This is a genomic window from Streptomyces sp. NPDC111802, assembly GCF_055634335.1.
On sequence record NZ_JBVKCZ010000036.1, the window covers coordinates 1 to 25,528 of the forward strand.

Below are 25,528 nucleotides of genomic sequence, written 5' to 3' on the forward strand. Positions count from 1 at the left end.
CGGCACGCCCCGGGATCCGGCGGCGTGCGGACGTGGGCACAAGCCGTGCCCGTGAGTCGAAGGAGAGATATGCGGTACATGCACAAGACCGGTATGGCGGTGGCAGGCGGGTTGCTCATGCTCGTCACGGGCGTGGGCACGGCCGAGGCAGGACCGGGGGCGCCGGCGGCCTCGCGCTTCGCCCAGCAGGCCGAGTCCGCGCACCTGACAAGTGTGCAGAGCACGGCGCTGCAGGCGGACGTGGATCGCTACCTGAAGAAGATGGGCGGGACTCAGGTCGCGCTCAACAAGATCGACCTCAACGGCAAGGGTGAGGTCCTCGTCGCCCTGCCGGGCGAGGCCCACCCGCGCGACTTCGCCTCGGGCAACGGGATGCGCGCCGCGGCCGACCCGTGCCGTTCTCCGGGGGTGTCGGGGAACTTCTGTGCCTACCGGAAAGACGGCTTCGAGGGGACCCGGATCGATATGTTCCAGTGCAATACGAGGTACTACGTGTCCACCTGGGGCAGGGGCGGTTCCTGGATCAACGACCAGACCCGCAACCTGGAGAGCCGCCGGGCCCGGATGTACAACCCCAGCGGCACCATGATCTACAAGACGCCGCAGGCGTACAGCTTCGACGCGCACGGCGACTGGAACCCCGTCCGCTACGTAATCCCCTGCGGCTAGGACCTATGTCGTCTGTGGCCGGCGTACGGGCACGTACATGCCGTACGCCGGCCACAGACGCTACAGGTACTTCTTCAACTCCCGCCGCGCCAGCGACCGCTGGTGCACCTCGTCCGGCCCGTCGGCGATCATCAGCGTCCGCGCCCCGGCGTACAGCTCGGCCAGCGGGAAGTCCTGGCTGACGCCGCCCGCGCCGTGCAGCTGGATCGCCCGGTCGATGATGTCGACCACGGCACGCGGAGTGGCGATCTTGATGGACTGGATCTCGGTGTGAGCGCCCTTGTTGCCGACGGTGTCCATCAGCCAGGCCGTCTTCAGCACCAGCAGCCGCAGCTGCTCGACCGTCACCCGCGCGTCGGCGATCCAGTTGTGGACCACGCCCTGCTGGGCCAGCGACTTGCCGAAGGCGTTCCGGGACACCGCCCGGCGGCACATCAGCTCGATCGCCCGCTCGGCCATGCCGATCAGCCGCATGCAGTGGTGGATCCGGCCGGGGCCGAGCCGGGCCTGGGCGATGGCGAAGCCGCCGCCCTCCTCGCCGATGAGGTTGGCCACCGGCACGCGCGCGTGGTCGAAGACCACCTCGGCGTGGCCGCCGTGGTAGTGGTCCTCGTAGCCGAAGACCTGCATCGCGCGCTGGACCGTGACGCCCGGGGTGTCGCGGGGGACCAGGATCATGGACTGCTGACGGCGGATGTCCTCGCCGTCCGGGTCGGTCTTGCCCATCACGATGAAGATCTTGCAGTCCGGGTTCATCGCCCCGGAGATGTACCACTTGCGGCCGGTGATGACGTACTCGTCGCCGTCCCGCTCGATGTGCGTGGTGATGTTGGTGGCGTCCGAGGAGGCCACCTCCGGCTCGGTCATCGCGAACGCCGAGCGGATCTCACCGGCCAGCAGCGGCTCCAGCCACTGCTTCCGCTGCTGCTCGTCGGCGAACTGGGCCAGCACCTCCATGTTCCCGGTGTCCGGCGCCGCGCAGTTCAGCGCGGTCGGCGCCAGCTGCGGGGAGCGGCCGGTGATCTCGGCGAGCGGGGCGTACTGGAGGTTGGTGAGGCCGGCGCCGTACTCGGCGTCGGGCAGGAAGAGGTTCCACAGGCCCTGCCTGCGCGCCTCGGCCTTGAGCTCCTCGACCACGGCGGGCGTGTCCCACGGGGACGCCAGCGCGGCCCGCTGCTCCTCCGCCACCGCCTCGGCCGGATAGACGTACTCGTCCATGAAGGCCAGCAGCTTGGCGCGCAGCTCCTCGGTGCGTGCGTCGAACGCGAAGTCCATGTCCCGTCAGCCTTCCTGGATGCCGTCTTGAAGCGTGGTCAGGCCGTGCTCGATGAAGACCGGGACCAGGTCCCCGATGCGGTCGAAGCCGCGGCCGACCGTCTGGCCCAGCGTGTAGCGGTAGTGGATGCCCTCCAGGATCACGGCGAGCTTGAACCATGCGAACGCCGTGTACCAGGAGACCGCGGAGACGTCGCGCCCCGAGCGCGCGGCGTACCGCTCGATCAGCTCGGCCGGATCCGGATGCCCCGGGGCCTCGGCGGTCGTGGAGACGGGGGAGTCGGGCATGCCGAGCGGCATGCTGTACATGACCAGCAGACCCAGGTCGGTCAGCGGGTCGCCCAGCGTCGACATCTCCCAGTCGAGGATCGCCTTGATCTTGTCGTCCTCACCGATGAGGACGTTGTCCAGCCGGTAGTCGCCGTGGACCACCGTCGCCGCGGGAGAGGCCGGCAGCCTGCGGCCGAGCGTCGCGTGCAGCTCGTCGATGCCGGCCAGGTCGCGGTTGCGGGAGGCGTCCAACTGCTTGCCCCAGCGGCGCAGTTGGCGGTCGAGGAAGCCCTCGGGCCGGCCGAAGTCATCGAGGCCCACCGACGCCGGATCCACCGCGTGCAGCTCGACGAGCGTGTCCACCAGCGACAGCACCGCGCCCCGGGTGCGCTCCGCGCCGAGCGGGGCGAGCTGGTCGGCCGTGCGGTACGGGGTGCCCTTGACGAACTCCATGACGTAGAACGGCGCCCCGAGCACCTCGTCGTCCTCGCACAGCAGCACCGGCCGCGGCACCGGCACGTTCGTCGGGTGCAGCGCGCTGATGACGCGGTGCTCGCGCTTCATGTCGTGCGCCGTGGCGAGGACGTGGCCGAGCGGGGGCCGCCGTACGACCCACTTCGAGGTCCCGTCGGAGACCGCGTAGGTGAGGTTCGACCGTCCGCCCTCGATCAGCCGGCCGGTCAGCGGACCCTGCGCCAGACCGGGCCGCTCGCGCTCGAGCAGGCCGCGCAGCCGTTCGAGATCGAGTCCGGGCGGATGGTCGGGGCTCATAGAGCGCTCCTAAGACAGGTGAACTGGACCTGACTCATGATGCCGACCAGTCGGTATGTCGTCCAGTGGCGGAGCCGAACGTGATCGGAGCCACCATAGGCCGACAGCTCCCCGCGCGGAGCGCCGGGGAGCTGTCGGTGGTGCCTTCTCGGCCGGTAGGGCCGGCCGGCCGGGGTCGGTGGACGGGCTCAGTGGTCGTCCCAGTGGCCGTCGTGCGAGGCGTGCCGGTGGCCGTCGTGCAGGTAGTCGATGTGGTCGCCGTGCCGGACGCTCTCGTGCCCGCAGTCGGCGCCGTGCTGATGGGTGTGGCCCTCGTGTGCGACGTGCCCGTCACTTTCGCACTCGTCCCAGTGGCCGGAGTGCTCGCGGTGCAGGTGGCCGTCGTGCGCGTAGTCGGTGTGGTCGCCGTGCCGCACCGCGGTGTGCCCGCAGTCGGGGCCGTGGGCGTGGGTGTGGGCGGGGTGTTCCGTGTGAAGGGTGGTCATGCTGCTCGCCTTCGGAGAAGCGGTTCGTGACGTCGGACAGGCTGCCACGCGAACGCCGCATATCGGGTCATTCGGCTTGCGTGGCGCTCGGCCACGCCGGAGGGTCGACCCATGAAGGGGATCAGCTACTCACGCTACGGCGGGCCCGAGGTGCTCGCATACGGAGATCTGCGCGACCCGCGGGTCGGCCCCGACTCCGTGCTGGTCAAGGTGCGGGCGGCGGCGGTCAACCCGGTCGACTGGAAGTGCCGCGAGGGCTACATGGACCGGATGCTGGAGCCGGCCTTCCCGGTGGTCCCGGGCTGGGACGTCTCCGGTGTCGTCGTCCAACCGGGCGTCTCCGTGACGGAGTTCGGCGTCGGCGACGAGGTGATCGGGTACGTGCGCGAGGACCTCCTCTCGCGCGGCACCTTCGCCGAGTACGTCGCCGCTCCCGTGCGCACGCTGGCGCGCAAGCCCCGCAACCTCACCTGGGAGGCGGCGGCCGGCCTGCCGCTGGTGGGGCTGACGGCATATCAGGTGCTGACCAAGGTGCTCCAGGTCAAGCGCGGCGAGACCGTCCTCGTGCACGCCGCGGCGGGCGGGGTGGGCTCGATCGCCGTCCAGCTCGCCCGCCATCTGGGCGCCCGCGTGATCGGCACGGCGAGCGCGCACAACCACGACTTCGTCCGCGAGCTCGGCGGCGAGCCGGTGGAGTACGGCGACGGGCTGACGGAACGGGTGCGCGGGCTGGCGCCCGAGGGCGTGGACGCGGCTTTCGACACGGTCGGCGGCGAGGCACTGAAGGCCTCCGCCAACCTGCTGGCCCCCGAGGGCCGCCTGGTGTCGATCGCCGACCCCGACGTCTTCGACTACGGCGGCCGCTACTACTTCGTCCGTCCCGACACCGAGGACCTGCTACGGCTGTCCGAGCTGGCGGAGCAGGGCGTGGTGACGGTGCATGTCTCGGAGACGTTCCCCCTGGAACGTGCGGCGGACGCCCACCAACTGAACCAGGAGGGCCGCACCCGCGGCAAGATCGTGGTGACCGTGAACTGGGACACGGAGGAGGCGGCGGTGCCGGAGGGGCTTTGGCAGGGGGCGGAATAGTGCGGGGGCGCTGGTCTCGGGGGGAGGGCGTGGTGGTGTTGGGAGGGATGGGGTGGGGGCGGGCTGGCGCGGGGGAGATCGGTGTTGGGGAGCGGCGTGGCGGTGCCGGATGGGCTGGGGCAGGGGTGGGCTAGCCCAGGGGGCCGTTGACGTCAGAAGAGGTGCGCGGGGGCCGGTCGGGCTGAGGGTGGGGGCGGATCTGGCGGAGGTTCGCCGGTTTCAGGGGAGCAGGGTCGTGGCGCCGGACGGGCCGTGGCCGAGGGTGGGCCAGCAGAGGGGCCGTCGGTCTCAGAAGGCGGTGTCGGACGGGCTGTGGGTGGGGGCGGGCTGGACGAGGTTCGCCGGTCTCCGGTGAGCAGCGTCGTGGCGCCGGAGGTCCGTGGCAGAGGGCGGACCAGTCCAGAGGGGCTGCCGGTTTCAGAAGTGGGGCGCGGTGGCCGGACGGGCTGTGGGTGGGGGGCGGGCTGGACGAGGTTCGCCGGTCTCAGGTGAGCAGCGTTGTGGCGCCGGTAGCGCTGGGGTAGGGGGCGGGCTGGCCCGGGGGTCGCCGGTTTCAGGGGAGCAGTGTCGTGGCGCCGGTAGCGCTGGGGTAGGGGGCGGGCTGGCCCGGGGGTCGCCGGTTTCAGGGGAGCAGCGTCGTGGTGCCGGGTGGGCTGGGGCAGAGGGCGGACCAGCCCCGAGGGGCCGTCGGTCTCAGAAGTGGAGCGTGGGGGTGTCGCACGGGATGGCGCACGCCGCCGTTCGTCTCAGAAGAGCAGCGCGGCCGCGCACACGGCCAGGGACACCGTGAGCAGGACGGTGGCCGTGGCCTGTCGCGGGGACAGTGCCGCGGGCTCGGTCGACGCGGCGAGGGTGCGGATGCGTTGGTGGGCGAGGGCCAGGAAGCCCAGCCACAGCCCGCAGCACAGGGCGCAGACGACGCCCCCGGCGACCGAGACCCCGCCGTGCAGCGCGGTCCGTACGGCGAGTACGGCGGCCACGGTGCCGGACAGTGTCGTACGGCGCCACGCCAGCCGCGTCCGCTCGGGCTGCAGCCCCGGATCACGCACCGGCTCCACGGCCGGCCCGGCGCTCATCCCTCCCACCCGACCAGCACGACGACGACCATCGCGACGGCCACGACCGCGACCACCAGGCTCAGCACCGCCGGGAAGCGTGACACCGGCAGATCCTCGCCCCGGCGCATCGCCCGCTCGCAGCGCACCCAGTGATTGACCGCGCGCAGCGAGCACAGCACACCCGCCGCGAGCAGCGCGAGCGCCAGTCCGACGCGCCAGCCCCAGCGCAGGTCCGGCAGGAACTGGTCGACCGCGAAGCCCCCGCCGATCAGTGCGAGCGCGGTACGCAGCCAGGCCAGGAAGGTGCGCTCGTTCGCCAGCGAGAACCGGTAGTCGGGAGTGCTGCCCTCCCGCCGGATCCCCTGGGGCGCGAACCACAGCCGGACGTTTCGTGCGAACTCGATCACATGCACGACCCTATCCGGGCTCCCGTCGGCGGGCGTCGTCAGTCCCGCCGCGAGGGGGGGCGGGTCAGCGGGCCGTGCGGTAGGCCCGTAGGCGCTCGTACGCGGCCAGCCCGTCGGGCACCCACGCCCACTCCGGCAGCCGCCGTTCCACCTCGGCCTCGGGCAGGAAGTCGTGCCAGGCGACCTCCTCCACCTGGGGACTCACCGGCAGCTCGCAGCGCACCTCGTACACCGCCGACCACCAGGTCTGCCCGGCACCGTCGTCGTAGAGGAACTTGAACAGGTACGACGGCCGGGGCAGCCCGCTCACCCCGAGCTCCTCCTCGGCCTCGCGCAGCGCGGCGTCGTCGTAGGACTCGCCCGCGCCGACCACCCCGCCGACGAACATGTCGTACCGCGAGGGGAACACCAGCTTGGTGGGCGTGCGGCGATGGACGAAGAGGCGGCCCTGCGCGTCCCGGGCCTCGATGAACACGCATCGGTGGCGCAGGCCCTTGGTGTAGGCCTCGCCGCGCGGGGACCGCCCGATGACCCGGTCCTGTTCGTCGACGATGTCGAGGATCTCGTCAGCAGAGCTCATGCGGCCATCCAAGCAGGGCGGCCCGGGAGGCGGTCAGGGCGTCTGAAGGGCAGGCGTGCGCTTCGGCTGGGTCGCCCCGCACGGCATCGCCGCATGCGTGCCGAGGCAGATGATGCCGACCACGATCCCGGCGAGGCCCGCGGCCTCCCACGCCAGCGCGCCCGCGTCGGTGCGGAGCCGGTCGCCGAGGAAGCCGACGCCGCAGAGAATGCCGGCCAGCGGCTGGGCGGCGGTCAGGGCGGGCAGGGACATGCGCAGGGACGCCGTCTCGAAGGCGCTCTGGACCAGGATCAGCCCGGTGAGGCCGAGCGCCGCCACGGCGTACGGCTGCCAGCCGGTCAGGACCTCCATGATGCCGCCCTCGGCGAACCGCTCCCCGGTCACTCGCGTCAGAGCGTCCTGCACGCCGTACAGAAGACCGGCCGCGGTCGCCAGCAGCGCCGGGCCCGAGCTGAGCCGGGAACGTTTGGCGTACGTCGTGAGCAGCAGGGCCACTCCGATCATGACGCCGATGATCAGCCAGTGCCGGAACGGGTCGCTGGCCGCCGTACCACCGGTCGGCTGGCCTGCGACGATGAACGCCGTCACGCCGCCAGCGAGCAGTGCGAGGCCCGTCCAGCCCTGGCGGCCGAGGGGCTGCTTGGTCTGGCGCCGGGAGAGCATCAGCGCGAACAGCAGGTTCGTCGCGAGCAGTGGTTCCACCAGGGAGATCTCGCCCTGGCCCAGTGCCATCGCGCCGAGCGCCATGCCGACCACCATCAGGCCGATGCCGCCGAGCCAGCGCGGCACCTTCATCAGGTCCAGGAGGATCCGCGGCGAGAGGAAGTCGCTCAGCGGTGCCTTCTGGGCCGCGTTCTGCTGCAGGACGAAACCGAAGCCCAGGCAGCACGCCGCGGTGACGGCGAGTATCAGAATCTGGAGCGACACGCTGCGTACCTCGAATCCTGCCGGGCGGACGGGGTGCGGTAAGGGCCGACTGTAGCGGCCCCGAGCCCGGCATGCGCGTTCCAGCAATCGTGCGGTGCGGATGCCCACATTGCCATGACGTACGCCACACACTGCCAATAAATCCGGCATTTGCGGGCATATTGAATGTCTCGGAATGTCTCAACTGCCACACCAGTAACAGAAGTTGACGCGTGTAACGCCTCGGCGGCCCTTGACGCGAACCGTTGGCTGCGGGTTTGCTGTGTGTGATCGTTTGATGACTGTCCACATTCTGCTCACAACAGGACCCGGAACGGTGTCCCCACCTCCGCCACCCCTCGGCCGCGGCCGCAAGCGCGCAGCGCACGCCTTCGACGCGGCCCTCGACGACGCCGAGCTCGCCGCGGCCCGTGCCGCACTGGCCCAGGGCAGATGGCAGACGGCCCGCTCACTGCTCGCCCGGACCGGCGACGACTGGGACCGCAGAGGGCACCGCGTCACCGTCCTCGCCCAGGAGCCGTACAGCGTCCCCTGGACCCGCGACTGGCTGCTCGCCGAGCCGGACTCCGCGGACGCCGCCGTCCTGCTCGCCCTCGCCCAGGTCCAGCGGGCCCTGCGCGGCAAGGAGAAACCGGTCCGTGCCCGCGAGGCCTGCCACACCGCCGCCACGCTCGCGCCCGCCGACCCCACCCCCTGGCTCGGCCTGCTCATGCTGGAGAGCGCCCTCGGCGCCGAGGTGGAGGTGCGGCGCTTGTTCGCCGAGGTCCGCGCCCGGTATGCCGATCACCACCACGCCCACCATGTGATGGTCGCCCGGCTCGCCGAGCACCGGTCCGGCACCGGCGCCGACCCGATGCACGAGGTCTACGACTTCGCCATCGAGTCCGCCGAGCGGGCCCCGGCGGACTCCCCGCTCGCCATCCTCCCGGTCATCGCCCACGCCGAGCGCTACCGCGTCCTGGCCGCGTCCGGACACGAGCCGCGTGACGCCGCGGCCTCCGGGCACTGGACCGGCCGGCGGGCCCGGCAGGTGATGCGGGCCGCCTTCGACTGGTGGCTGGAGTGGGAGCAGGAGGGCCACCCGCGCCGACTGATCGATCTGAACTTCCTCGCCCACGCCAAGGTCTGCGAGGGCCGGGGCGCCGAGGCCGCCGCCCTGTTCCACCGCATCGGCGAACACGCCACCCCGTCGCCGTGGTCGTACCCCGACCGTGAGCCGTACTCCGCCTTCCGCACCGCACGCGACACCGCGCTCGGCACGACGTGAGAGCCCCGACCTGACGCACACACCGCCCCGACCGCACGCCCACCCCGCCCGCGAGCGCGATCGACCCCGGACCGCGCGCGCAAGGCCCCTGACCCGGACCGAACCGAACCACCCCCGATCCGGACCGCACGCAAACGCCCCGCCCCCCGACCGCGCACACGCGCCCCCGACCCGACGAAGGACGGTCTTTCGATGACGACGGGCAGTTCCAGCACGAGCAGAGCCATCGCCGACGGCGGCGGCATCAGTACGTTCAAGGGGCAGGACCGTGCCCTGCGCGCCGACCGGCTGGGGACCACGGGCCTGCTGCTGTCCGTGCTCGCCGCCACCGCGCCCCTGATGGTCGTCGCGGGTGTCATGCCCACGACCTTCGGGGTGATGGGCATCCTCGGTCAGCCGCTGCTCTTCGTGATCCTCGGCGTCGTCCTCGCCCTGTTCAGCGTGGGGTACGCCGAGATGAGCCGGCACGTCCACAACGCCGGCGCCTTCTACGCGTACATCTCCCGCGGCCTCGGCGGCACGGCCGGCGCCGGCGCCGCGATGGTCGCCCTCGTCGCCTACAACGCGCTCCAGGTCGGCATCTACGGCATCTTCGGCTTCGAGGTGTCCGGGCTGTTCGCCACCTATCTCGACCTGGAGCTCGCCTGGTGGATACCGGCGCTCCTCGCCGTGCTCGTGGTCGGCGCGCTCGGCTGGCTGAAGATCGACCTCAACGCGCGGGTGCTCGGCGTCCTGCTGATCATCGAGGTCGTCCTCGTGGTCGTCTTCGACGTCGCCGCCATCGCCGACCCGGGCAAGGAGGGGCTGTCGCTGCACGCCTTCAACCCGGACACCCTCAGCGGCGCGGGCATCGGCACCGCCCTGTGCTTCTGCGTCGCCGCCTTCCTCGGCTTCGAGCAGGCCCCCGTCTACGCCGAGGAGACCAGCCGCCCGCATGTCCTCGTGCCCCGCGTGATGTTCCTCGCCATCGGTGGCATCGCGGTGTTCTACACGATCAGCTGCTGGGCCTACACCGTCGCCGCCGGACCCTCGGCGATCGTCGGCACCGCGCGGGACCAGAGCGCCGGGCTGCTGTTCTTCCTCACCGAGGACCTGCTCGGCGAGACGTTCACCGACGCCCTGCACGTGCTCTTCGTGACCGGCATGTTCGCGGCCATGCTCAGCTTCCACAACGTCGTCGCCCGCTACGCCTTCGCGATGGGCCGCGAGGGCCTGCTGCCGTCCGCCTTCGGCCGCACCAGCGGCGCGAGCGGCGCGCCCGGCACGGGTTCGCTGCTCCAGACCGTGATCTCGCTCGTGGTCGTCGCCGCGTTCGCGTTCGCCGACGACAAGCCGACCGGTGACCCGACGGCACCGGTGCTGCACCTGTTCACCTGGATGGGCAACCTCGGCGCGCTGGGCGTCGCCGCGCTGATGGCGGCCGCGTCGGTCTCCGTCATCGTCTTCTTCGTACGGCGCGGGGCCGTCGCCGCCCAGTTCTGGCGGCTGGCCGCATCCGGGCTCTCGGTCGTGGGGCTGCTGTTCATCGTCGTGTACACGGTCAAGGACTTCGACGTCCTGATCGGCGCCGGCCCCGACTCGGCCCTGAGCTGGGCGCTGCCCGCCGTCATCGCCCTCGCGCTGGTCGCCGGCGTGGTTCAGGGCCTGCTGCTGCGCTCCCGCGCACCCGAGCGGCACGCCCGTATCGGGCTCGGCAACGAGGCGTTCCAGCTGGAGAAGGCGGCGACCGAGGGGTCGTAGCCGAAGACCACTTCCGAGAGCCGGGTGAGAAGTGGTTACGGAAGTCTGACGAGCACCCGCGATCCCTGGTCCGCCCGGGGTCGCGGGTGTTCGAATAAGTACGTGAACCCCGAGCAGCCCGAGAACGAGGGCGACGAACAGGGCGAGGTCAAGGGCAAACCGATCGGTCGCCGTGTCCTGCTCGGCACCCTCGGCCTGGGCGCCCTCGGCGTGATCACCGCGCCCACCCTCCAGCGCGGCCTGGAGTCCTTCCTCGCCGGCGCGTCCGACAAGGACCCCACCGGCCTCACGGACCTGCTGCCCAACGGCGGCGGCTTCCGCTACTACTCGGTGACCTCCTCCGTACCCCGCAAGAACGCCACGACCTACCGCCTCAAGATCGACGGTCTGGTCGACCGCCCCCGGACCTACACACTGGCCGACCTGCGCGCCCTGCCGCAGACCCGGATGGTGCGCGACGTCCAGTGCGTCACCGGCTGGCGGGTGCCCGGCACGCCCTTCGAGGGGGTGCGCCTGTCCCGGCTCCTCGACGCGGCCGGGGTGCGCAAGGGGGCCGGGGCGGTGCGCTTCACCTGCTTCGACGGCGCGTACAGCGAGAGCCTCACCCTCGACCAGGCCCGCCGCGCGGACGTCCTCGTCGCCCTGCGCATGCAGGACAAGGACCTGGGCCACGCCCACGGCGGCCCGGTCCGCCTCTATGTGGCCCCCATGTACTTCTACAAGTCGGCCAAGTGGCTCTCCGGCATCACCGTCACCGAGGACGTGCGCCCCGGCTACTGGGAGGAACGGGGCTACGACGTCGACGCCTGGGTCGGCCGCTCGAACGGACGCGACGATGACCCTACGAGCTGACCCACCCCCCGCGGCCGCCGGCGTCCGGCGCTTCGGCCCCGCCACGCGCTGGGTGCACCGTACGACGGCCGCGCTGATGGGCGTGTGCGTGGCGACCGCCGCCTGTCTGTACATCCCGCAGTTCGCGGAACTCGTCGGCCGCCGCGAGCTGGTGGTCCGTGTCCACGAGTGGGCCGGCCTCGCCCTGCCCGTGCCCGTCCTGGCCGGCCTCGCCTCCAGGCTGTTCCGCGCCGACCTCGGCTTCCTCAACCGCTTCGGCCCGCACGACCGCGTCTGGCTGCGCGCCGCCCTGCGCCGCGACAAGCGGCGCTCGTCCCGGCCCGCGGGCAAGTTCAACGCCGGCCAGAAGATCTACGCGGCCTGGATCTCCGGTGCGACCCTGGTGATGCTCGGCACCGGTCTCATCATGTGGTTCACCCATCTCACGCCGCTTGAGTGGCGCACCAGCGCGACCTTCGTGCACGACTGGCTGGCCCTCACCATCGGCATCGTCCTCGCGGGACACATCGGAATGGCGCTAGGGGATCCGCAGGCCCGGCGGGGTATGCGGACCGGCCTGGTCAGCCGGGAGTGGGCCGAGCGGGAGCACCGGCTCTGGCGGCCATGAGGCGGTCAGCGTCGCCGGATCGCCGGGTGTGCCCGTGTCCACGTCCGGTTCCGGCACCACGTCGGGAGCGGCGACCGTGAAGGCGCCCGGCAGCCGGATCTCGGTTCCGCCGTACCGTACGGCCACATCCACGGGGCCCGGCTCCAGCGCCGGTACGACCACCGACAGCGAGGTCCCGCCGCCCGCCACCGGCTGCGGGACGGGCACGCCGGGCACCGGCACCCCGCCGATGCTCACGCCCCCGGCCGGCAGCGACTCGGCGGGGTCGAAGTACATGTCCGCCAGCTCGATCCCGACCACCTCACCGGGCCTGGCCTCGGCGTCGCCGCCCGTGTCCACCCCGGCGATCCGGTAGCGGCAGGCAGGTGTACCGCTCGACGCGGGCTTCAGACGCACCGTCACTTCGGGATGCCGCCGGTGGAAGTCGAGCAGCCCGCCGAGCACGGCATACGCGGCCCGTCCCTTGCAGGAGTCGGCCGCGCCCTTCGCCGCGGCATGGTCCCGGACCGCCTGCTGCCAGCTGCCGCCCTCGCCCCGCACGGCCAGACAGGCCGCGGCCAGACCGCGCAGCAGCCTCCAGCCGCCGTCGGACGTGAGCCGGGGGATCACGCGCTGGGCGGCCCCGCACTCGGCGGGATCGCGCAGCAGGTCGTACACGCTCGCCGGGTCAGGGGTGCCGTCGGTGTCCGGTGAATCGGGGCCGAGCGGCAGCCAGTCGGGGACTTCGAGGAGCTTCTGGCTCACGGAGGAGCTGGGGGAGGGGCTCGGGGGTGCACTCGCCGTGCCGTTGCGCGCCGAAGCGCTGGGCGTGTCCGTGGAGGCGGGTGCGCCGATGTGCCCGTCGGGCCGTTGCCCCGGCGGGGCAGCGGAATTGCCGACCGGGTCGGTCGGCAGCCGCCCGGCACCGGCCGTGGGCCCGGCGGTGCTGATCGAGCCCCCGTCGCCCCTGCCGTCCGCCGTGTCACCACCGTCACCGGTGAAAGCCACGGCGGCCACCGCCACCGCCCCTGCGACGAGCAGCCCCGAGATACGCATCCCGAGGGAAACCGCCATGACGCCCCCCCGAAGTCCTCGCCCCCGACGGCCGAGTGAGCCTCCAGGTTGCCTCATCATCAGGCCGAAGGCGCCCCCGGGGGAAGCCGCTTCAAGTGATCGTCCGTGTGAGTCCGGGCACCTGGCACCGCGGAGGTTCAGCCGCCGAAGTCCAGCAGCACCTTGCACGACCGGCTCCGGTCGGCCGCCAGCGCGAACCCCTCCTCGGCCTTCCCGACCGGCACCACCGCGCTGACCAGCCCGTCGAACGACGGCTCGGCGGCGAGCAGTTCCAGCGCCGCGTCGAACTCCCCGTCGAAGCGGAACGCCCCGCGCAGCTCGATCTCCCGGCTCACCACGAGGTTCCCCGCGAACGGACTCTGCCCCGGCGGAAGCATCCCCAGCTGCACCACGACTCCGCCGCGCCGCACCAGCCGCAGACAGGTGTCCAGCCCGGCGGCCACCCCCGACGCCTCGATCGCCACGTCCACCTCGGAAGGCCACCCGGCGTCGTCCGGATCATCCGCCCGTACGACGGCGTCGGCGCCGGCGATCCGCGCGTACTCAAGGGCCGCCGGGAGCAGGTCCGTCACCGTCACGCGGGCCGCGCCGGCCGCCTTCGCCGCCGCGACCACCAGACAGCCGATGGGCCCGGCACCGGTGACCAGGACATGCCTGTCGGCCACCTTCCCAGCCCGGCGCACCGCGTGCAGCGCGACGGACAGCGGCTCGGCGAGCGCCGCCCGGCGCAGGTCGAGGCCGGCCGGGAGCGGTCGCAACTGGTCGGCCGGGACGGCCACTTGGGCCGCGAAGCCGCCCTGCACATGCGGAAAGCGGGCCGCGCTGCCGAGGTAACGGGTGTCCCGGCAGACATTGCGCCGGCCGTCCGCGCACTCCGGGCAGACCGCGCAGGCAGTGGCGGGGTGCACGGCGACGGCCGTACCGGCGAGGGGACCCGAGGCGCCGTCGCCGTACGCGACGACCGTGCCGACCACCTCGTGCCCGAGCACCATCGGTTCCCTCAGCCGGAAGTCGCCGACCCCGCCGTGCCGCCAATAGTGCAGATCGGAGCCACAGACGCCGCCGTAGCGCACGGCCACCAGCGCCTGTCCGGGGCTCGGGACGGGCACCGGCAGTTCCTCGACCCGCAGGTCGCCCCGAGCGTGGATCACACAACCGAGCATCCCCGCAGCCTCCTTCACAGCACGCTGGTCATGCCGCCGTCGACATACAGCACCTGTCCGCTGACGAAGTCGGCGGCCGCAGAGGCGAGGAACAGCACCCCGCCCACCAGGTCCTCCGTACGGCCCCAGCGTCCGGCCGGGGTGCGGCGGCGCACCCACGCGCTGAACTCCTCGTCCGCGACGAGGGGTCGGGTCAGCTCGGTCTCGATGTAGCCGGGGCCGAGGCCGTTGACCTGGACGCCGTACGGGCCCCAGTCGGCGCACATGCCCTTGGTGAGCATCTTCAGCGCGCCCTTGGTGGCGGCGTAGGGCGCGATGCCGGGGCGGACCACCTCGCTCTGCAGCGAGCAGATGTTGACGATCTTTCCGTGGCCGCGTTCCGTCATCCGCCGGGCGGCCTCGCGGCCGACCAGGAACGCGCTGGTGAGGTTGGTGTCCAGGATGCGGTGCCAGTCCGTGTCCGTGAACTCCAGCAGGGGCGCGCGCAGTTGCATCCCCGCGTTGTTGACCAGGATGTCGAGCGGGCCCACCCGCTCCTCGACGTCCGCGATCCCGGCGGCCACCGAGGGGCCGTCGGTCACGTCGAACACAGCCGTGTGGACGTCGCCGGGCAGTTCCCCGGCGGCCTCGGCGAGGCGTTCGCCGTCGCGTCCGTTGAGCACCACCGTGCAGCCGGCCTCGGCCAGACCGCGGGCGAGCGCGAGGCCGATGCCCCGGCTGGAGCCGGTGACCAGGGCCGTGCGGCCGCTGATGTCGAAGAGGGGGTGAGCCGTCATCGTCGTATCCCTGAACGAGTCGTACCGCTAGATGACCAGTGAGAGCAGCAGGACCAGACCCCCGGCGACCACGGAGATGATCGTCTCCATGACGGACCAGGTCTTGACGGTCTGGCCGACGCTCAGGCCGAAGTACTCCTTCACCAGCCAGAAACCGGCGTCGTTGACATGGCTGAAGAACAGCGAGCCGGCGCCGATGGCCAGGACGAGCAGGGCCGTGTGGGTCGTCGACATGTCGGCCGCGAGCGGGGCGACCAGACCGGCCGCGGAGACCGTGGCCACCGTCGCCGAGCCCGTCGCCAGCCGGATCGCCACCGCGATCAGCCAGGCCAGCAGCAGCGCGGGGATCGACCAGTCCTCGGAGATGTCCAGGACCATCTGGCCCACCCCGGTGTCGATCAGCGTCTGCTTGAAGCCGCCGCCCGCGCCCACGATGAGCAGGATGCCCGCGATCGGGGCGAGACTCTTCTCGACCAGCGGCGAGATCCGCTCCTTGCTGAAGCCCGCGGGCCTGAGCAGGGTGAAGATGCCGACCAGCACCGAGGCGAGCAGGGCGATCAGCGGCGAGCCGATGACGTCGAACACGCGCTGAACGGTGTTCTCGGGGTCGTCGATGACGATGTCGACCAGTGCCTTGGAGAGCATCAGGACGACCGGCAGGAGAATGGTCGTCAGGGTGGCGCCGAAGCCGGGACGCTTGTCCAGCTCCTCCGAGACGCGCTGCGGAATCATCCGGTCCGGAGCCGGCACATCCACCCAACGGGCCGCGTACCGCGAGAACACCGGACCGGCGATGATCACCGTCGGTATGGCGATGAGGACGCCGAGCGCCAGCGTCACACCCAGGTTGGCGCCGACCGCGTCGATCGCGACGAGCGGGCCCGGGTGCGGCGGGACCAGGCCGTGCATCACGGACAGACCGGCGAGGGCGGGGATGCCGATGCGCATCAGCGAGTAGTTGCCGCGTTTGGCGACCATCAGTACGACCGGGATCAGCAGCACCACGCCGACCTCGAAGAACAGCGGCAGACCGATCACCGAGGCGATCAGCACCATCGCCCAGGGCATCGACCGCCCGCCGGCCTTGGCGAGGATGGTGTCGACGATCTGGTCGGCGCCGCCGGAGTCGGCGAGCATCTTGCCGAGGATCGCGCCGAGGGCGATCAGCACGCCCACGCCGGCCACCGTGGTGCCGAGACCGGTGGTGAAGCTGGCGATGACCTTGTCGAGCGGCGCCCCGGCGAACGCGCCCAGCGCCAGCGACCCGATGGTCAGCGACAGGAACGCGTGGAGCTTGAACTTGGTGATGAGCAGGACGATGACGGCGATGCCCGCCAGGACGGCGATGCCCAACTGAGCGTGGCCGGCCGAGGTGATGGGCTCGACGGTGTCCGCTGCCAGCATCTCGACGCTGAGTCTGGTCACGGGGTTTCCCTTGCAGGTACGGGGGTTGGGGAGGGGGGTACTGCCGTGGGGGGTGGGGTGCTGCGGGAGGTGCTACGCGACCGACTCGGGAAGCCCGTTCAGCGCGTCGGCGGCCCGTTCGGTGATCTCCTCCGGGCTGCCGGTGACATCAACGGCGACTCCGGCCTCGTCGGCCTGGAGCGGCTGGAGCGTGGCGAACTGCGAGTCCAGCAGCGCGGTCGGCATGAAGTGCCCCTGCCGGTGCGTCATCCGGTCCTCGATGAGGGCCCGGTCACCGGTGAGGTGTACGAACACGACCCCGGGCGCAGCGGCCCGCAGCCGGTCCCGGTACGACCGCTTCAGTGCCGAGCAGCTGACCACCCCGCCGAGCCCGGCCCGCTCGTGCGCCCAGGCGCCGATGGCGTCGAGCCACGGCCACCTGTCGGTGTCGTCGAGCGGGGTGCCGGCCGACATCTTGGCGATGTTGGCCGCCGGGTGGAAGTCGTCGCCCTCGGCATAGGGGACGCCGAGCCGGGCCGCGAGCAGGGGACCGATGGTGGTCTTCCCGGTGCCCGCTACGCCCATGACCACGACGACATGGGGGGTACTCATCGCTGCCTCACTGTCTGCTGTCCTCGTCGACACGTGATGTCGACGCAACTGAAACGCATTAGGTACGACGAATTCAAGAGCCTGTGACATATAAGTCTGACTTTTTGAGATCGTGATCCACCCCGTACGCTGAGTGCATGACCACTCCGGGCCGGGGTCTGCACGGCCATGTACTCGAAACCCTCGGCCCAGCGATCACCGCGGGCGAGTACCCGCCCGGCAGCGTGCTGCGCACCGACGAACTGGCGCAGCGCTTCGATGTGTCCCGCTCGGTGATGCGCGAGGCGGTCCGCGTCCTTGAGTCCATGCACCTGGTCGAGTCCCGCCGCCGCGTGGGCGTCACGGTCCTTCCCAGGTCCGAGTGGAACGTCTACGACCCCCAGGTCATCCGCTGGCGCCTGGCCGGCACGGACCGCCCCGGGCAGCTGCGTTCGCTCACGGTGCTGCGCTCGGCGATCGAGCCGGTGGCGGCCGGCCTGGCGGCGAAGCACGCCACCGCCGACCAGTGCGCCGAACTCACCGAGTGCGCCCTCGGCATGGTCGCCCACTCACGCGGCCACCAGCTGGAGGGCTACCTCCTCCACGACGTCGCCTTCCACCGCGCCATCCTCAACGCCTCCGGCAACGAGATGTTCGCACGCCTGGGCGACGTCGTCGCCGAGGTCCTCGCGGGCCGTACCCACCACGAGGTCATGTTCGAGGACCCCGACCCGGCCGCGGTCACCCTGCACGTCCAGGTCGCGGAGGCGGTCCGCGCGGGCGACGCGACCCGGGCGGAGCACCTGACCCGCGAGATCACCGTCGGGGCCCTCCAGGAACTGGACATCCTGGCGCCGTAGTCCTGACCGCCGCCGTGCCCGGCCGACCGGCCCGCCCCTCAGGCGCCCGGCGGAAACGCGGGCTGCTCGGGAATCCGCAGCTCCTGCTCCGGCAACGGAGGCAGCGCCGGCTGCTCCACCCACGCCCGCAGCAGATCGTCCACCGGCTCGGACGTGAACCGCCCGACATGCGCGACGAACGACGCCGTGGTCACCGCACTCCCGCGATGCTGACCGGCCCACCCGCGCAGCATCCGGAAGAAAGCCTCTTCCCCCAGGGCACAGCGCACCGCGTGCACCACCAGCCCGCCACGCTGGTACAGCCGGTCGTCGAACATCGACTTGCGCCCGGGATCGGCCAGTTTGAGATCCTGCGGCTGCCCGGCGAGCAGCCGGTGCGCCGCCGCCGCGTGCTGCTGCGCGGTCCGTCCGCCCGAGCGCTCCGACCACAGCCACTCGGCGTACTTCGCGAAGCCCTCGTTCAGCCAGATGTGCCGCCAGTCGGCGATGGACACACTGTTCCCGAACCACTGGTGCGCCAGCTCGTGCGCGACCAGCCGCTCCCAACCCCGCGCGCCGTCCACATGGTTGGCGCCGAAGAGCGACAACCCCTGCGCCTCGACCGGCACATCGAGTTCTTCCTCCGTCACAACGACGGCGTACTCCTCGAAGGGGTAGGGCCCGAACAGCCCCTGGAACAGCTCCATCATCGCCGGCTGCCGCGCGAAGTCCCGCGAGAACTCCGGCAGCAGATGCGCCGGAATGTGACCGTGCTGCGGCACCCCGCCGGGCCCGGGATCCCCGAGCAGCACCGTCTGGTACTTCCCGATCGCCAGCCCGACCAGATAGCTGGACGTCGGCGCCGACTGCTCGTACACCCAGGTCGTCGTCGAGGCCTTGGTCGTACGGGTCAGCAGGCGCCCGCCCGCCACCACCGCGTACGCCGACGGCGTGGTGACCGAGATCTGGTACGACGCCTTGTCGGCGGGCCGGTCGTTGCACGGGTACCACGACGGCGCCCCGATCGGCTGGCTCGCCACCAGTGCCCCGTCCTCCAGCTCCTCCCAACCGAGCCCGCCCCAGGGGCTGTTCACCGGCTTGGGGTTGCCCGACCAGTGCACCTCGACCGTGAAGGCCGCCCCGGCGCGGATCGGCTTGGCGGGGCGGACGCGCAGGCGCCCGCCGCGGTGGGTGTAGTGCGGCTGCCGTCCGTCGAGCCGGACCCGGCCGATCTTGAAGTCGGCCAGGTTCAGCACGAACTCGGTGAGCGGCGCCCGTCCCGCTATGGCGTTGATCCGGGCCGTCCCCGACAGCCGGTTCGGGCCGGGGCGGTAGTCCACCGCGAGCTCGTACCGGTGCACCCGGTAGCGGGGGTCGCCGTGCTCCGGGAAGTACGGGTCCGCGCCCGCCGTCTGCTGAACTGCCACTGCCGTCTGTGCTCCCTGCGCCGTACTGCTGCCACTGAGTGCCGGCCCACCGCTCTCCGGCCCCGAGTGGGCCGTACTCAGGGTCGCCATGCCTCGATCGGATTTCCGAGCCAGCGGGTGTCGTCGGGGACCGACTCCGCCGCCATCACGAGCGACGCGGGACCCAGCGTCGTACGGGCCCCGATCGCGCTGCCGGGCAGGACGATCCCGCCAGGACCCAGCGTCGCGCCCGCACGGAGGACCACAGTATCCGTCCGCAAGATCCGGTCGTGGAAGAGGTGGGTCTGGAGCACACAGCCCCGGTTCACGGTGGCCGCGTCCTCGAGCGTCACCAGATCGGTCTCGGGCAGCCAGTAGCTCTCCACCCACACGCCCTTGCCGATCCGCGCGCCGAGCCCGCGCAGCCACGCCGTCATCACCGGCGTACCGGGCACCGAACCCGCGAGCCACGGCACGGCGAGCACCTCGACGAAGGTGTCGGCCAGCTCGTTGCGCCACACGAAGGAGGACCACAGCGGATGCTCACCGCTGTGATGCCGGCCCACGAGCAGCCACTTCGCGACGATCGAGACGACGCCGGCGACGGCCCCCGCCCCGAGCAGCACCAGCCCTGACAGCAGCGGCGCCCAGACCCCCAGCGCACACAGCGTGGCGACCGTCAGCACCGCGAGCCCCGCCGAGCAGAACACCGGCACGATCCGGCACAGCTCCACCAGCGCGCGCGCCCACAGCAGCCGGGCCGGCGGGGCGTACGTCCGGCTGTCGTCGCCGTCGGCCGCGGCACGCGGCAGCTTGACCGGCGGCAGCCCCAGATACGAGGTGCCCTTCTTGGCCTTCTTCGGCGTCGCCGACAACACCCCGACCAGCCCGCCGTCCGGCACGCTCCGCCCCGGCGCCGTCATGCCCGAGTTCCCGAGGAACGCCCGCTTCCCGATCTCCGCGCGCCCGATCCGCATCCAGCCACCGCCGAGCTCGTACGGTGCGGTCAGCGTGTCGTCGGCCAGGAACGCGCCCTCGCCGACCGTCGTCAGGCTCGGCAGCGCGAGCACCGTGGACACCTCGGCGCCCCGCCCGATCCGCATCCCGAGCAGCCGCAGCCACACCGGCGTGACCAGCCCGGCGTACAGCGGGAAAAGGGTGTCGCGCGAGCGGTCCATCAGCTGGGTGACGGTCCAGGCCTGCCAGCCGACCCGGCTGTGCGTGGGATGCGTGCCCTCGCGCAGGTCGAGGCTCAGCAGCCGTACGCCGACCAGGATCAGCAGCGCGTACGCCGCCCCGAAGGCCAGCGTCGCCGGCACGAGAGCCAGCGCGGCGCCCGTCAGGGGCGCGTCCGGCGTGAAGAACACCCGGGCCACGAGGAACGCGGCCGCCCCCGCCAGCACCGGCAGCGCGCTGAGCACGAAGCCCGTGATGCCGTACATGACACGCCAGTACGTGCCGCGGCTCGGCCGCTGCTTGGGCCAGTTGCGCTTGGCCTTGCCGAGCTTGACCGCGGGCGCGCCCGCCCAGCGCTGGCCGGTCGGGATCTGCCCGGTGACCGCCGAGCCGGGGGCCACCTCGGCCCGCTTGCCGACGCGGGCGCCCGGGAAGAGCATGCTCCGGGTGCCGACGACGGCGTGCGCGCCCACCTTGACCGCGCCGATCTCCAGCCGGTCGCCGTCCAGCCAGTACCCCGACAGATCCACCTCGGACTCGACCGCGGCGCCGCGCCCCAGCTTGAGCAGCCCGGTGACCGGCGGCAGCGAGTGCAGGTCGACGTCGGACCCGACCTTGGCGCCCAGCGCCCGCGCGTACCGCTCCAGCCATGCCCCGGTCAGCGAGGTCGCCCCGGTGAACTCGGCCAGCCGCTCGGCCGTCCACAGCCGCACATGCACACTGCCACCGCGCGGGTAGCGGCCGGGCTGCACGCCCCGCAGCAGCAGCCGCGCCCCACCGGCGGCCAGCGCGAGCCGCCCCGGCGGGCTGAACAGCACGGCGGCGCCGGCCGCGAGGAGCCACCAGGGGGCGGTGGGCAGCCACGAGTAGGCGGGCAGCAGATTGCCGAGCACGGCCAGCACGACCGTCCAGCGCAGACCGAGCAGCGTGAACAGCGGAACGAGCAGCAGCAGCTGCATCAGCTGCGCGCTCCGGGGCACCGGCGCGATGACGCGCTCCGCCCCGTCGTCGTGCGCGGAGGCCTCGAGGTGCCGGGCCAGCTTGCGCAGCACCGGCTGCTGGTAGATGTCGAGGACGGCAGCGCTCGGGTAGCGGGTACGCAGCCGCGTCGTCAGCTGGGCGGCGGCCAGACTGCCACCGCCGATCGCGAAGAAGTCGTCGGCGGCGCCGGTGACCGGGATGCCGAGCACCTCGGTCCACTGCTCGGCCAGCCACGCCTCGGTGCCGTAGAGCTGCTCGGCCGGTCCGCCGGAGTCCAGGCCTTCCAGCGGCCAAGGCAGGGCGCCCCGGTCCACCTTGCCCGATGTACGGGTCGGCAGGTCGTCGACCGGTGCGAGCAGCGGTACGAGCGCGGCGGGCAGCTCCGCCCGCAGCTTCTCGACCGCGGCGGCCTGGTCCCAGCCGTCCTGGGTGACGACGTACCCGACCAGGAGCTGATTGCCGCTGCGAGCGGTCCGCACGGCGGCGGCGGCGCCGGCCACACCCGGCAGCGCCTGCAACGCCGCATCCACCTCACCGAGCTCGATCCGCCGCCCGCCGAGCTTGATCTGCTCGTCGGCCCGCCCGAGGAAGACCAGCCCCTCCGGCTCCGCCTTCACCAGGTCCCCGCTGCGGTACGCCCGCTCCCAGCCCAGGGACCGCAGCGGCGCGTACTTCTCCGCGTCCTTCCCGGCATCGAGATACCGGGCCAGCCCGACCCCGCCGATCACCAGCTGCCCGCTGGCGCCCATCGGCACGGGCTCCCCGGCCTCGTCGACGACGGCCAACTCCCAGCCGTTCAGCGGCAGCCCGATCCGGATCGGCTCCTCGCCGCTCATCAGTGACGCACAGGCCACGACGGTCGCCTCGGTGGGCCCGTACGTGTTCCAGACCTCGCGCCCCTCGGTCACCAGCCGCTGCGCCAGCTCGGGCGGGCAGGCCTCGCCGCCGAAGATCAGCAGGCGTACGTCGTTGAGGGTCTCCGGCTCCCAGAGCGCGGCCAGCGTCGGCACGGTCGACACGACCGTGATCTCCTGCTCGACCAGCCACGGCCCGAGATCGGCACCGCTCCTGACCTGCGAACGCGGCACCGGCACCAGACAGGCGCCGTACCGCCAGGCCAGCCACATCTCCTCGCAGGACGCGTCGAACGCCACCGAAAGCCCCGCCATCACCCGGTCCCCGGGCCCGATCGGCTCCTCCGTGAGGAACAGCGCGGACTCGGCGTCCACGAACGCGGCGGCACTGCGGTGCGAGACGGCGACGCCCTTCGGCTTCCCGGTGGAGCCGGAGGTGAAGATGATCCACGCGTCGTCCTCGACGCCGGGCCGCGCGGCCGGAACCTCGCCGCGCGAGTGCACGGTCAGCTCGTGGCCGGCCCCGACGACAGCCCGTACGTCCGCCTCTCCGAACACCAGCTCGGCCCGCTCGTCGGGGTCCTCGGCGTCCACGGGGACATAGGCGGCGCCGGCCGCCAGTACGGCGAGGATCGCGACGTACAGGTCATTGGTGCCGGACGGCACGCGCACGCCCACCCGGTCCCCGCGTCCGACCCCGGCCGCGGCCAGCCCGCGCCGCAGCCGCTCCACCTCGACGGCCAGCGCCCGGTAGGTCAGGCTGGTCGTGCCGTCGTCCAGAGCGGGCTCGTCGGGATACGACCGCACGGACGCGTCGAGGATGTCGACGAGCGTGCGCGGGGATGCCGCCGGCCCCCCGGAGAAACGGGCTGTGTCGCCGAACTTCTCGCGGATCTCTTGGTCGAGCAGGCCGAGAGCATCGCTCTCGTGTATCGCTGCCATCCGGTCCTCGCGTCTCGATCCCGGATGCCTCCGGGGCGCTGGCGGGTCCGCAGGTTTGCCTGGGGGTGTCCGGCTCCAGCTCCGTAACAAGCCGGAAATTTTAGTACGAAGCTAGGTTCGTGGTTGTTGAACGGCCACCCGGGACGGCCGTTCGGGGCGCTCGGGGGCGCGGTCGACAGGTGCTGACCTGGCGATCTTCAAGCGGAGGAGACATGCCCCACACAGTGGGTGAGGAGGTGTGGACAGGGCGTCCGGACGACCGCGGCACAGGGCCCCGGAAAAGCAAGAAACCCCTGGTGACAGGGGTTTCAGCTGGTGTCCGAGGGGGGACTTGAACCCCCACGCCCGATAAAGGGCACTAGCACCTCAAGCTAGCGCGTCTGCCATTCCGCCACCCGGACAAGGTGTCTGTCGTGCGGGGTGTCCCCCGCGGCGACAGAGGAAACATTACCAGCTTTCGAGGGGTGCCCGATCACCCCCCGTCGCGACGTGAACTGCGTGTGACGGGTCGCGGCCGGTCTTGGGCCGGGCCGTCACCCGGGGGAGGATGAGGGGGACCACCGGCAGCGACCGCGCGGAAGGAAGCAGCGTGAGTGAGACGGGCACGACCAGGGGCGTCACCGGCGAGGACGAGGTCGTGGACCTCTGCCGCGAGCTGATCCGGATCGACACCAGCAACTACGGCGACCACTCGGGTCCCGGTGAGCGCAAGGCGGCCGAGTACGTCGCCGAGAAGCTCGCCGAGGTGGGCCTCGAACCGCAGATCTTCGAGTCGCACCCAGGGCGCGCCTCCACCGTGGCCCGCATCGAGGGCGAGGATCCCTCGAGGCCCGCGCTGCTCATCCACGGCCACACCGACGTCGTACCGGCCAACGCCGACGACTGGACCCACCACCCCTTCTCCGGCGAGGTCACCGACGGGTGCGTGTGGGGGCGCGGGGCCGTCGACATGAAGGACATGGACGCGATGACCCTGGCGGTCGTGCGCGACCGGCTGCGCAGCGGCCGTAAGCCGCCGCGGGACATCGTGCTCGCGTTCCTCGCCGACGAGGAGGCGGGCGGCAAGTTCGGCGCCAAGTTCCTCGTCGACAAACACCCGGACCTCTTCGAGGGCGTCACCGAGGCGATCAGCGAGGTGGGCGGATTCTCGTTCACGGTGAGCGAGGAACGGCGGCTCTATCTGATCCAGACGGCCGAGAAGGGCATGCACTGGATGAAGCTGACCGTGGCCGGCACCGCCGGGCACGGCTCGATGATCCACCGGGACAACGCCATCACCGAACTGTCGGAGGCGGTCGCGCGGCTGGGTCGGCACAAGTTCCCGGTGCGGGTCACCAAGACGACCCGGGCCTTCCTCGACGAACTCGGTGACGCGCTCGGCACCGAGCTCGACCCGGAGAACATGGAGGGCACCCTCGCCAAGCTCGGCGGCATCGCCAAGCTCATCGGCGCGACCCTCAGCAACACGGCCAACCCCACGCAGCTCGGCGCGGGCTACAAGGTCAACGTCATCCCCGGCGAGGCCACCGCGCACGTCGACGGCCGGTTCCTGCCGGGCTTCGAGGAGGAGTTCCTCGCCGACCTCGACAAGATCCTCGGGCCCAAGGTCAAGCGCGAGGACGTGCACGCCGACAAGGCCGTCGAGACGAGCTTCGACGGGGCACTCGTGGACGCCATGCAGTCCGCGCTGGTCGCCGAGGACCCGGCGGCGAAGGCCATCCCCTACATGCTGTCCGGCGGCACGGACGCCAAGTCCTTCGACGACCTGGGGATCCGCGGCTTCGGCTTCGCCCCGCTGAAGCTGCCGCCGGAGCTGGACTTCGCGGGCATGTTCCACGGCGTCGACGAGCGGGTGCCGGTGGAAGGGCTGAAGTTCGGGGTCCGGGTGCTCGACCGGTTCATCGACGGGTCCTGAATTCGTCCAGATGTACTGGACCTGACTGGGGAGAGTGAACGCGCTCATCAGGTCGTAGCCCTATTAGTTCCTCCTCGTTACAGGTGATGCGATCAGCTACTTGTGATCGCATTGCCAACAAGGAGGAATAATGATCAAGAAGGTCGTCGCCGCTGCGGCTGCCACCGGTGGGCTGGTTCTCGCGGGCGCGGGCCTGGCCGTTGCCGACTCCGGTGCCCAGGGTGCCGCGGTGCACTCCCCGGGCGTCCTGTCCGGCAACGTGGTTCAGGTTCCGGTTCACGTCCCCGTGAACGTCTGCGGCAACACGATCTCGGTGATCGGGCTGCTGAACCCCGCCTTCGGCAACACCTGCATCAACAAGTGACGTTGTGCCTCGCCCCGTGAATGGGGCTGAGCCCGTCGGCCCCGGAGTGCGTGCCATGCGCTCCGGG

General features: G+C 71.7%; 23 protein-coding genes and 1 tRNA gene. 9 read left to right on the forward strand and 15 right to left on the reverse strand.

Going from position 1 to position 25,528, the window contains the following annotated elements; all coding sequences use genetic code 11:
* Window positions 1-78: 78 nt before the first annotated feature.
* Window positions 79-669, forward strand: coding sequence for a peptidase inhibitor family I36 protein (locus ACZ7NC_RS32285; protein WP_471493270.1), 591 nt, complete (start codon window positions 79-81; stop codon window positions 667-669).
* Between the two features lie 60 nt (window positions 670-729).
* Here ACZ7NC_RS32285 and ACZ7NC_RS32290 read toward each other — a convergent pair whose 3' ends face one another.
* The 3 genes from ACZ7NC_RS32290 to ACZ7NC_RS32300 form a co-directional block, all read right to left on the reverse strand.
* Window positions 730-1,944, reverse strand: a complete 1,215-nt coding sequence (locus ACZ7NC_RS32290; protein WP_471493272.1) for an acyl-CoA dehydrogenase — start codon at window positions 1,942-1,944, stop codon at window positions 730-732.
* Between the two features lie 6 nt (window positions 1,945-1,950).
* Entirely contained in the window at window positions 1,951-2,985 is a 1,035-nt protein-coding gene (locus ACZ7NC_RS32295; RefSeq protein ID WP_471493274.1) for a phosphotransferase family protein, read from the reverse strand.
* Window positions 2,986-3,173: 188 nt separating this feature from the next.
* On the reverse strand, window positions 3,174-3,470 hold the full coding sequence (locus tag ACZ7NC_RS32300) for a hypothetical protein (protein WP_471493276.1): 297 nt from the start codon (window positions 3,468-3,470) through the stop codon (window positions 3,174-3,176).
* A gap of 111 nt (window positions 3,471-3,581) precedes the next feature.
* On the opposite strand from ACZ7NC_RS32300, the gene ACZ7NC_RS32305 reads away from it, so the two are divergent.
* A complete protein-coding gene (locus ACZ7NC_RS32305) occupies window positions 3,582-4,559 on the forward strand; it encodes an NADP-dependent oxidoreductase (RefSeq protein ID WP_471493279.1) in 978 nt (325 codons plus the stop codon).
* A gap of 746 nt (window positions 4,560-5,305) precedes the next feature.
* On the opposite strand, the gene ACZ7NC_RS32310 is transcribed toward ACZ7NC_RS32305, so the two are convergent.
* From ACZ7NC_RS32310 to ACZ7NC_RS32325, 4 genes are all read right to left on the reverse strand, one after another.
* Complete coding sequence (locus ACZ7NC_RS32310) at window positions 5,306-5,635, reverse strand: DUF202 domain-containing protein (RefSeq protein WP_471493281.1); 330 nt, start codon at window positions 5,633-5,635, stop codon at window positions 5,306-5,308.
* Window positions 5,632-6,024, reverse strand: coding sequence for a YidH family protein (locus ACZ7NC_RS32315; protein ID WP_471493283.1), 393 nt, complete (start codon window positions 6,022-6,024; stop codon window positions 5,632-5,634). Before ACZ7NC_RS32315 ends, ACZ7NC_RS32310 begins: the two co-directional genes overlap by 4 nt.
* Window positions 6,025-6,088: 64 nt before the next feature.
* Window positions 6,089-6,604, reverse strand: coding sequence for an NUDIX hydrolase (locus ACZ7NC_RS32320; RefSeq protein ID WP_471493285.1), 516 nt, complete (start codon window positions 6,602-6,604; stop codon window positions 6,089-6,091).
* Between the two features lie 33 nt (window positions 6,605-6,637).
* Window positions 6,638-7,531: a DMT family transporter gene (locus ACZ7NC_RS32325; protein ID WP_471493287.1), complete on the reverse strand. Its 894-nt coding sequence runs from the start codon at window positions 7,529-7,531 to the stop codon at window positions 6,638-6,640.
* Between the two features lie 316 nt (window positions 7,532-7,847).
* On the opposite strand from ACZ7NC_RS32325, the gene ACZ7NC_RS32330 reads away from it, so the two are divergent.
* From ACZ7NC_RS32330 to ACZ7NC_RS32345, 4 genes are all read left to right on the forward strand, one after another.
* Window positions 7,848-8,798 (forward strand): hypothetical protein, encoded by a 951-nt coding sequence (locus tag ACZ7NC_RS32330; protein WP_471493442.1) that lies wholly within the window; start codon window positions 7,848-7,850, stop codon window positions 8,796-8,798.
* A gap of 192 nt (window positions 8,799-8,990) precedes the next feature.
* Window positions 8,991-10,538: an APC family permease gene (locus ACZ7NC_RS32335; protein ID WP_471493290.1), complete on the forward strand. Its 1,548-nt coding sequence runs from the start codon at window positions 8,991-8,993 to the stop codon at window positions 10,536-10,538.
* A 102-nt stretch (window positions 10,539-10,640) separates the two neighbouring features.
* Complete coding sequence (locus tag ACZ7NC_RS32340; RefSeq protein WP_471493293.1) at window positions 10,641-11,390, forward strand: molybdopterin-dependent oxidoreductase; 750 nt, start codon at window positions 10,641-10,643, stop codon at window positions 11,388-11,390.
* Window positions 11,374-11,997: a cytochrome b/b6 domain-containing protein gene (locus ACZ7NC_RS32345; protein WP_471493295.1), complete on the forward strand. Its 624-nt coding sequence runs from the start codon at window positions 11,374-11,376 to the stop codon at window positions 11,995-11,997. Before ACZ7NC_RS32340 ends, ACZ7NC_RS32345 begins: the two co-directional genes overlap by 17 nt.
* Here the strand turns inward: ACZ7NC_RS32345 and ACZ7NC_RS32350 are convergent.
* The 5 genes from ACZ7NC_RS32350 to ACZ7NC_RS32370 form a co-directional block, all read right to left on the reverse strand.
* Window positions 11,908-13,050: a hypothetical protein gene (locus ACZ7NC_RS32350; RefSeq protein ID WP_471493297.1), complete on the reverse strand. Its 1,143-nt coding sequence runs from the start codon at window positions 13,048-13,050 to the stop codon at window positions 11,908-11,910. The genes ACZ7NC_RS32345 and ACZ7NC_RS32350 overlap by 90 nt on opposite strands.
* A gap of 137 nt (window positions 13,051-13,187) precedes the next feature.
* A complete protein-coding gene (locus ACZ7NC_RS32355; RefSeq protein ID WP_471493299.1) occupies window positions 13,188-14,213 on the reverse strand; it encodes an L-idonate 5-dehydrogenase in 1,026 nt (341 codons plus the stop codon).
* Between the two features lie 14 nt (window positions 14,214-14,227).
* On the reverse strand, window positions 14,228-14,989 hold the full coding sequence (locus ACZ7NC_RS32360) for an SDR family oxidoreductase (RefSeq protein ID WP_471493301.1): 762 nt from the start codon (window positions 14,987-14,989) through the stop codon (window positions 14,228-14,230).
* Window positions 14,990-15,016: 27 nt separating this feature from the next.
* Complete coding sequence (locus ACZ7NC_RS32365) at window positions 15,017-16,414, reverse strand: GntP family permease (RefSeq protein WP_471493303.1); 1,398 nt, start codon at window positions 16,412-16,414, stop codon at window positions 15,017-15,019.
* A 72-nt stretch (window positions 16,415-16,486) separates the two neighbouring features.
* Window positions 16,487-17,005 carry a gluconokinase gene (locus ACZ7NC_RS32370; RefSeq protein WP_471493305.1) on the reverse strand — a complete coding sequence of 173 codons (519 nt, stop codon included), beginning with the start codon at window positions 17,003-17,005 and terminating at the stop codon, window positions 16,487-16,489.
* Between the two features lie 137 nt (window positions 17,006-17,142).
* Between ACZ7NC_RS32370 and ACZ7NC_RS32375 the strand changes: the two genes are divergently transcribed.
* Complete coding sequence (locus tag ACZ7NC_RS32375) at window positions 17,143-17,844, forward strand: FadR/GntR family transcriptional regulator (protein ID WP_471493307.1); 702 nt, start codon at window positions 17,143-17,145, stop codon at window positions 17,842-17,844.
* Window positions 17,845-17,882: 38 nt separating this feature from the next.
* Here ACZ7NC_RS32375 and ACZ7NC_RS32380 read toward each other — a convergent pair whose 3' ends face one another.
* The 3 genes from ACZ7NC_RS32380 to ACZ7NC_RS32390 all read right to left on the reverse strand — a co-directional run bounded on the left by ACZ7NC_RS32380 (window position 17,883) and on the right by ACZ7NC_RS32390 (window position 23,583).
* Window positions 17,883-19,250 carry a M1 family metallopeptidase gene (locus ACZ7NC_RS32380; protein ID WP_471493309.1) on the reverse strand — a complete coding sequence of 456 codons (1,368 nt, stop codon included), beginning with the start codon at window positions 19,248-19,250 and terminating at the stop codon, window positions 17,883-17,885.
* Between the two features lie 77 nt (window positions 19,251-19,327).
* Window positions 19,328-23,182: a Pls/PosA family non-ribosomal peptide synthetase gene (locus tag ACZ7NC_RS32385; protein WP_471493311.1), complete on the reverse strand. Its 3,855-nt coding sequence runs from the start codon at window positions 23,180-23,182 to the stop codon at window positions 19,328-19,330.
* 313 nt (window positions 23,183-23,495) lie between these two features.
* Window positions 23,496-23,583: transfer RNA gene (locus ACZ7NC_RS32390), tRNA-Leu, on the reverse strand.
* 188 nt (window positions 23,584-23,771) lie between these two features.
* On the opposite strand from ACZ7NC_RS32390, the gene ACZ7NC_RS32395 reads away from it, so the two are divergent.
* On the forward strand, window positions 23,772-25,097 hold the full coding sequence (locus ACZ7NC_RS32395) for a M20/M25/M40 family metallo-hydrolase (protein WP_471493314.1): 1,326 nt from the start codon (window positions 23,772-23,774) through the stop codon (window positions 25,095-25,097).
* A gap of 130 nt (window positions 25,098-25,227) precedes the next feature.
* A complete protein-coding gene (gene chpH / locus ACZ7NC_RS32400; RefSeq protein WP_030954008.1) occupies window positions 25,228-25,461 on the forward strand; it encodes a chaplin ChpH in 234 nt (77 codons plus the stop codon).
* The last annotated feature ends 67 nt before the right edge of the window (window positions 25,462-25,528 follow it).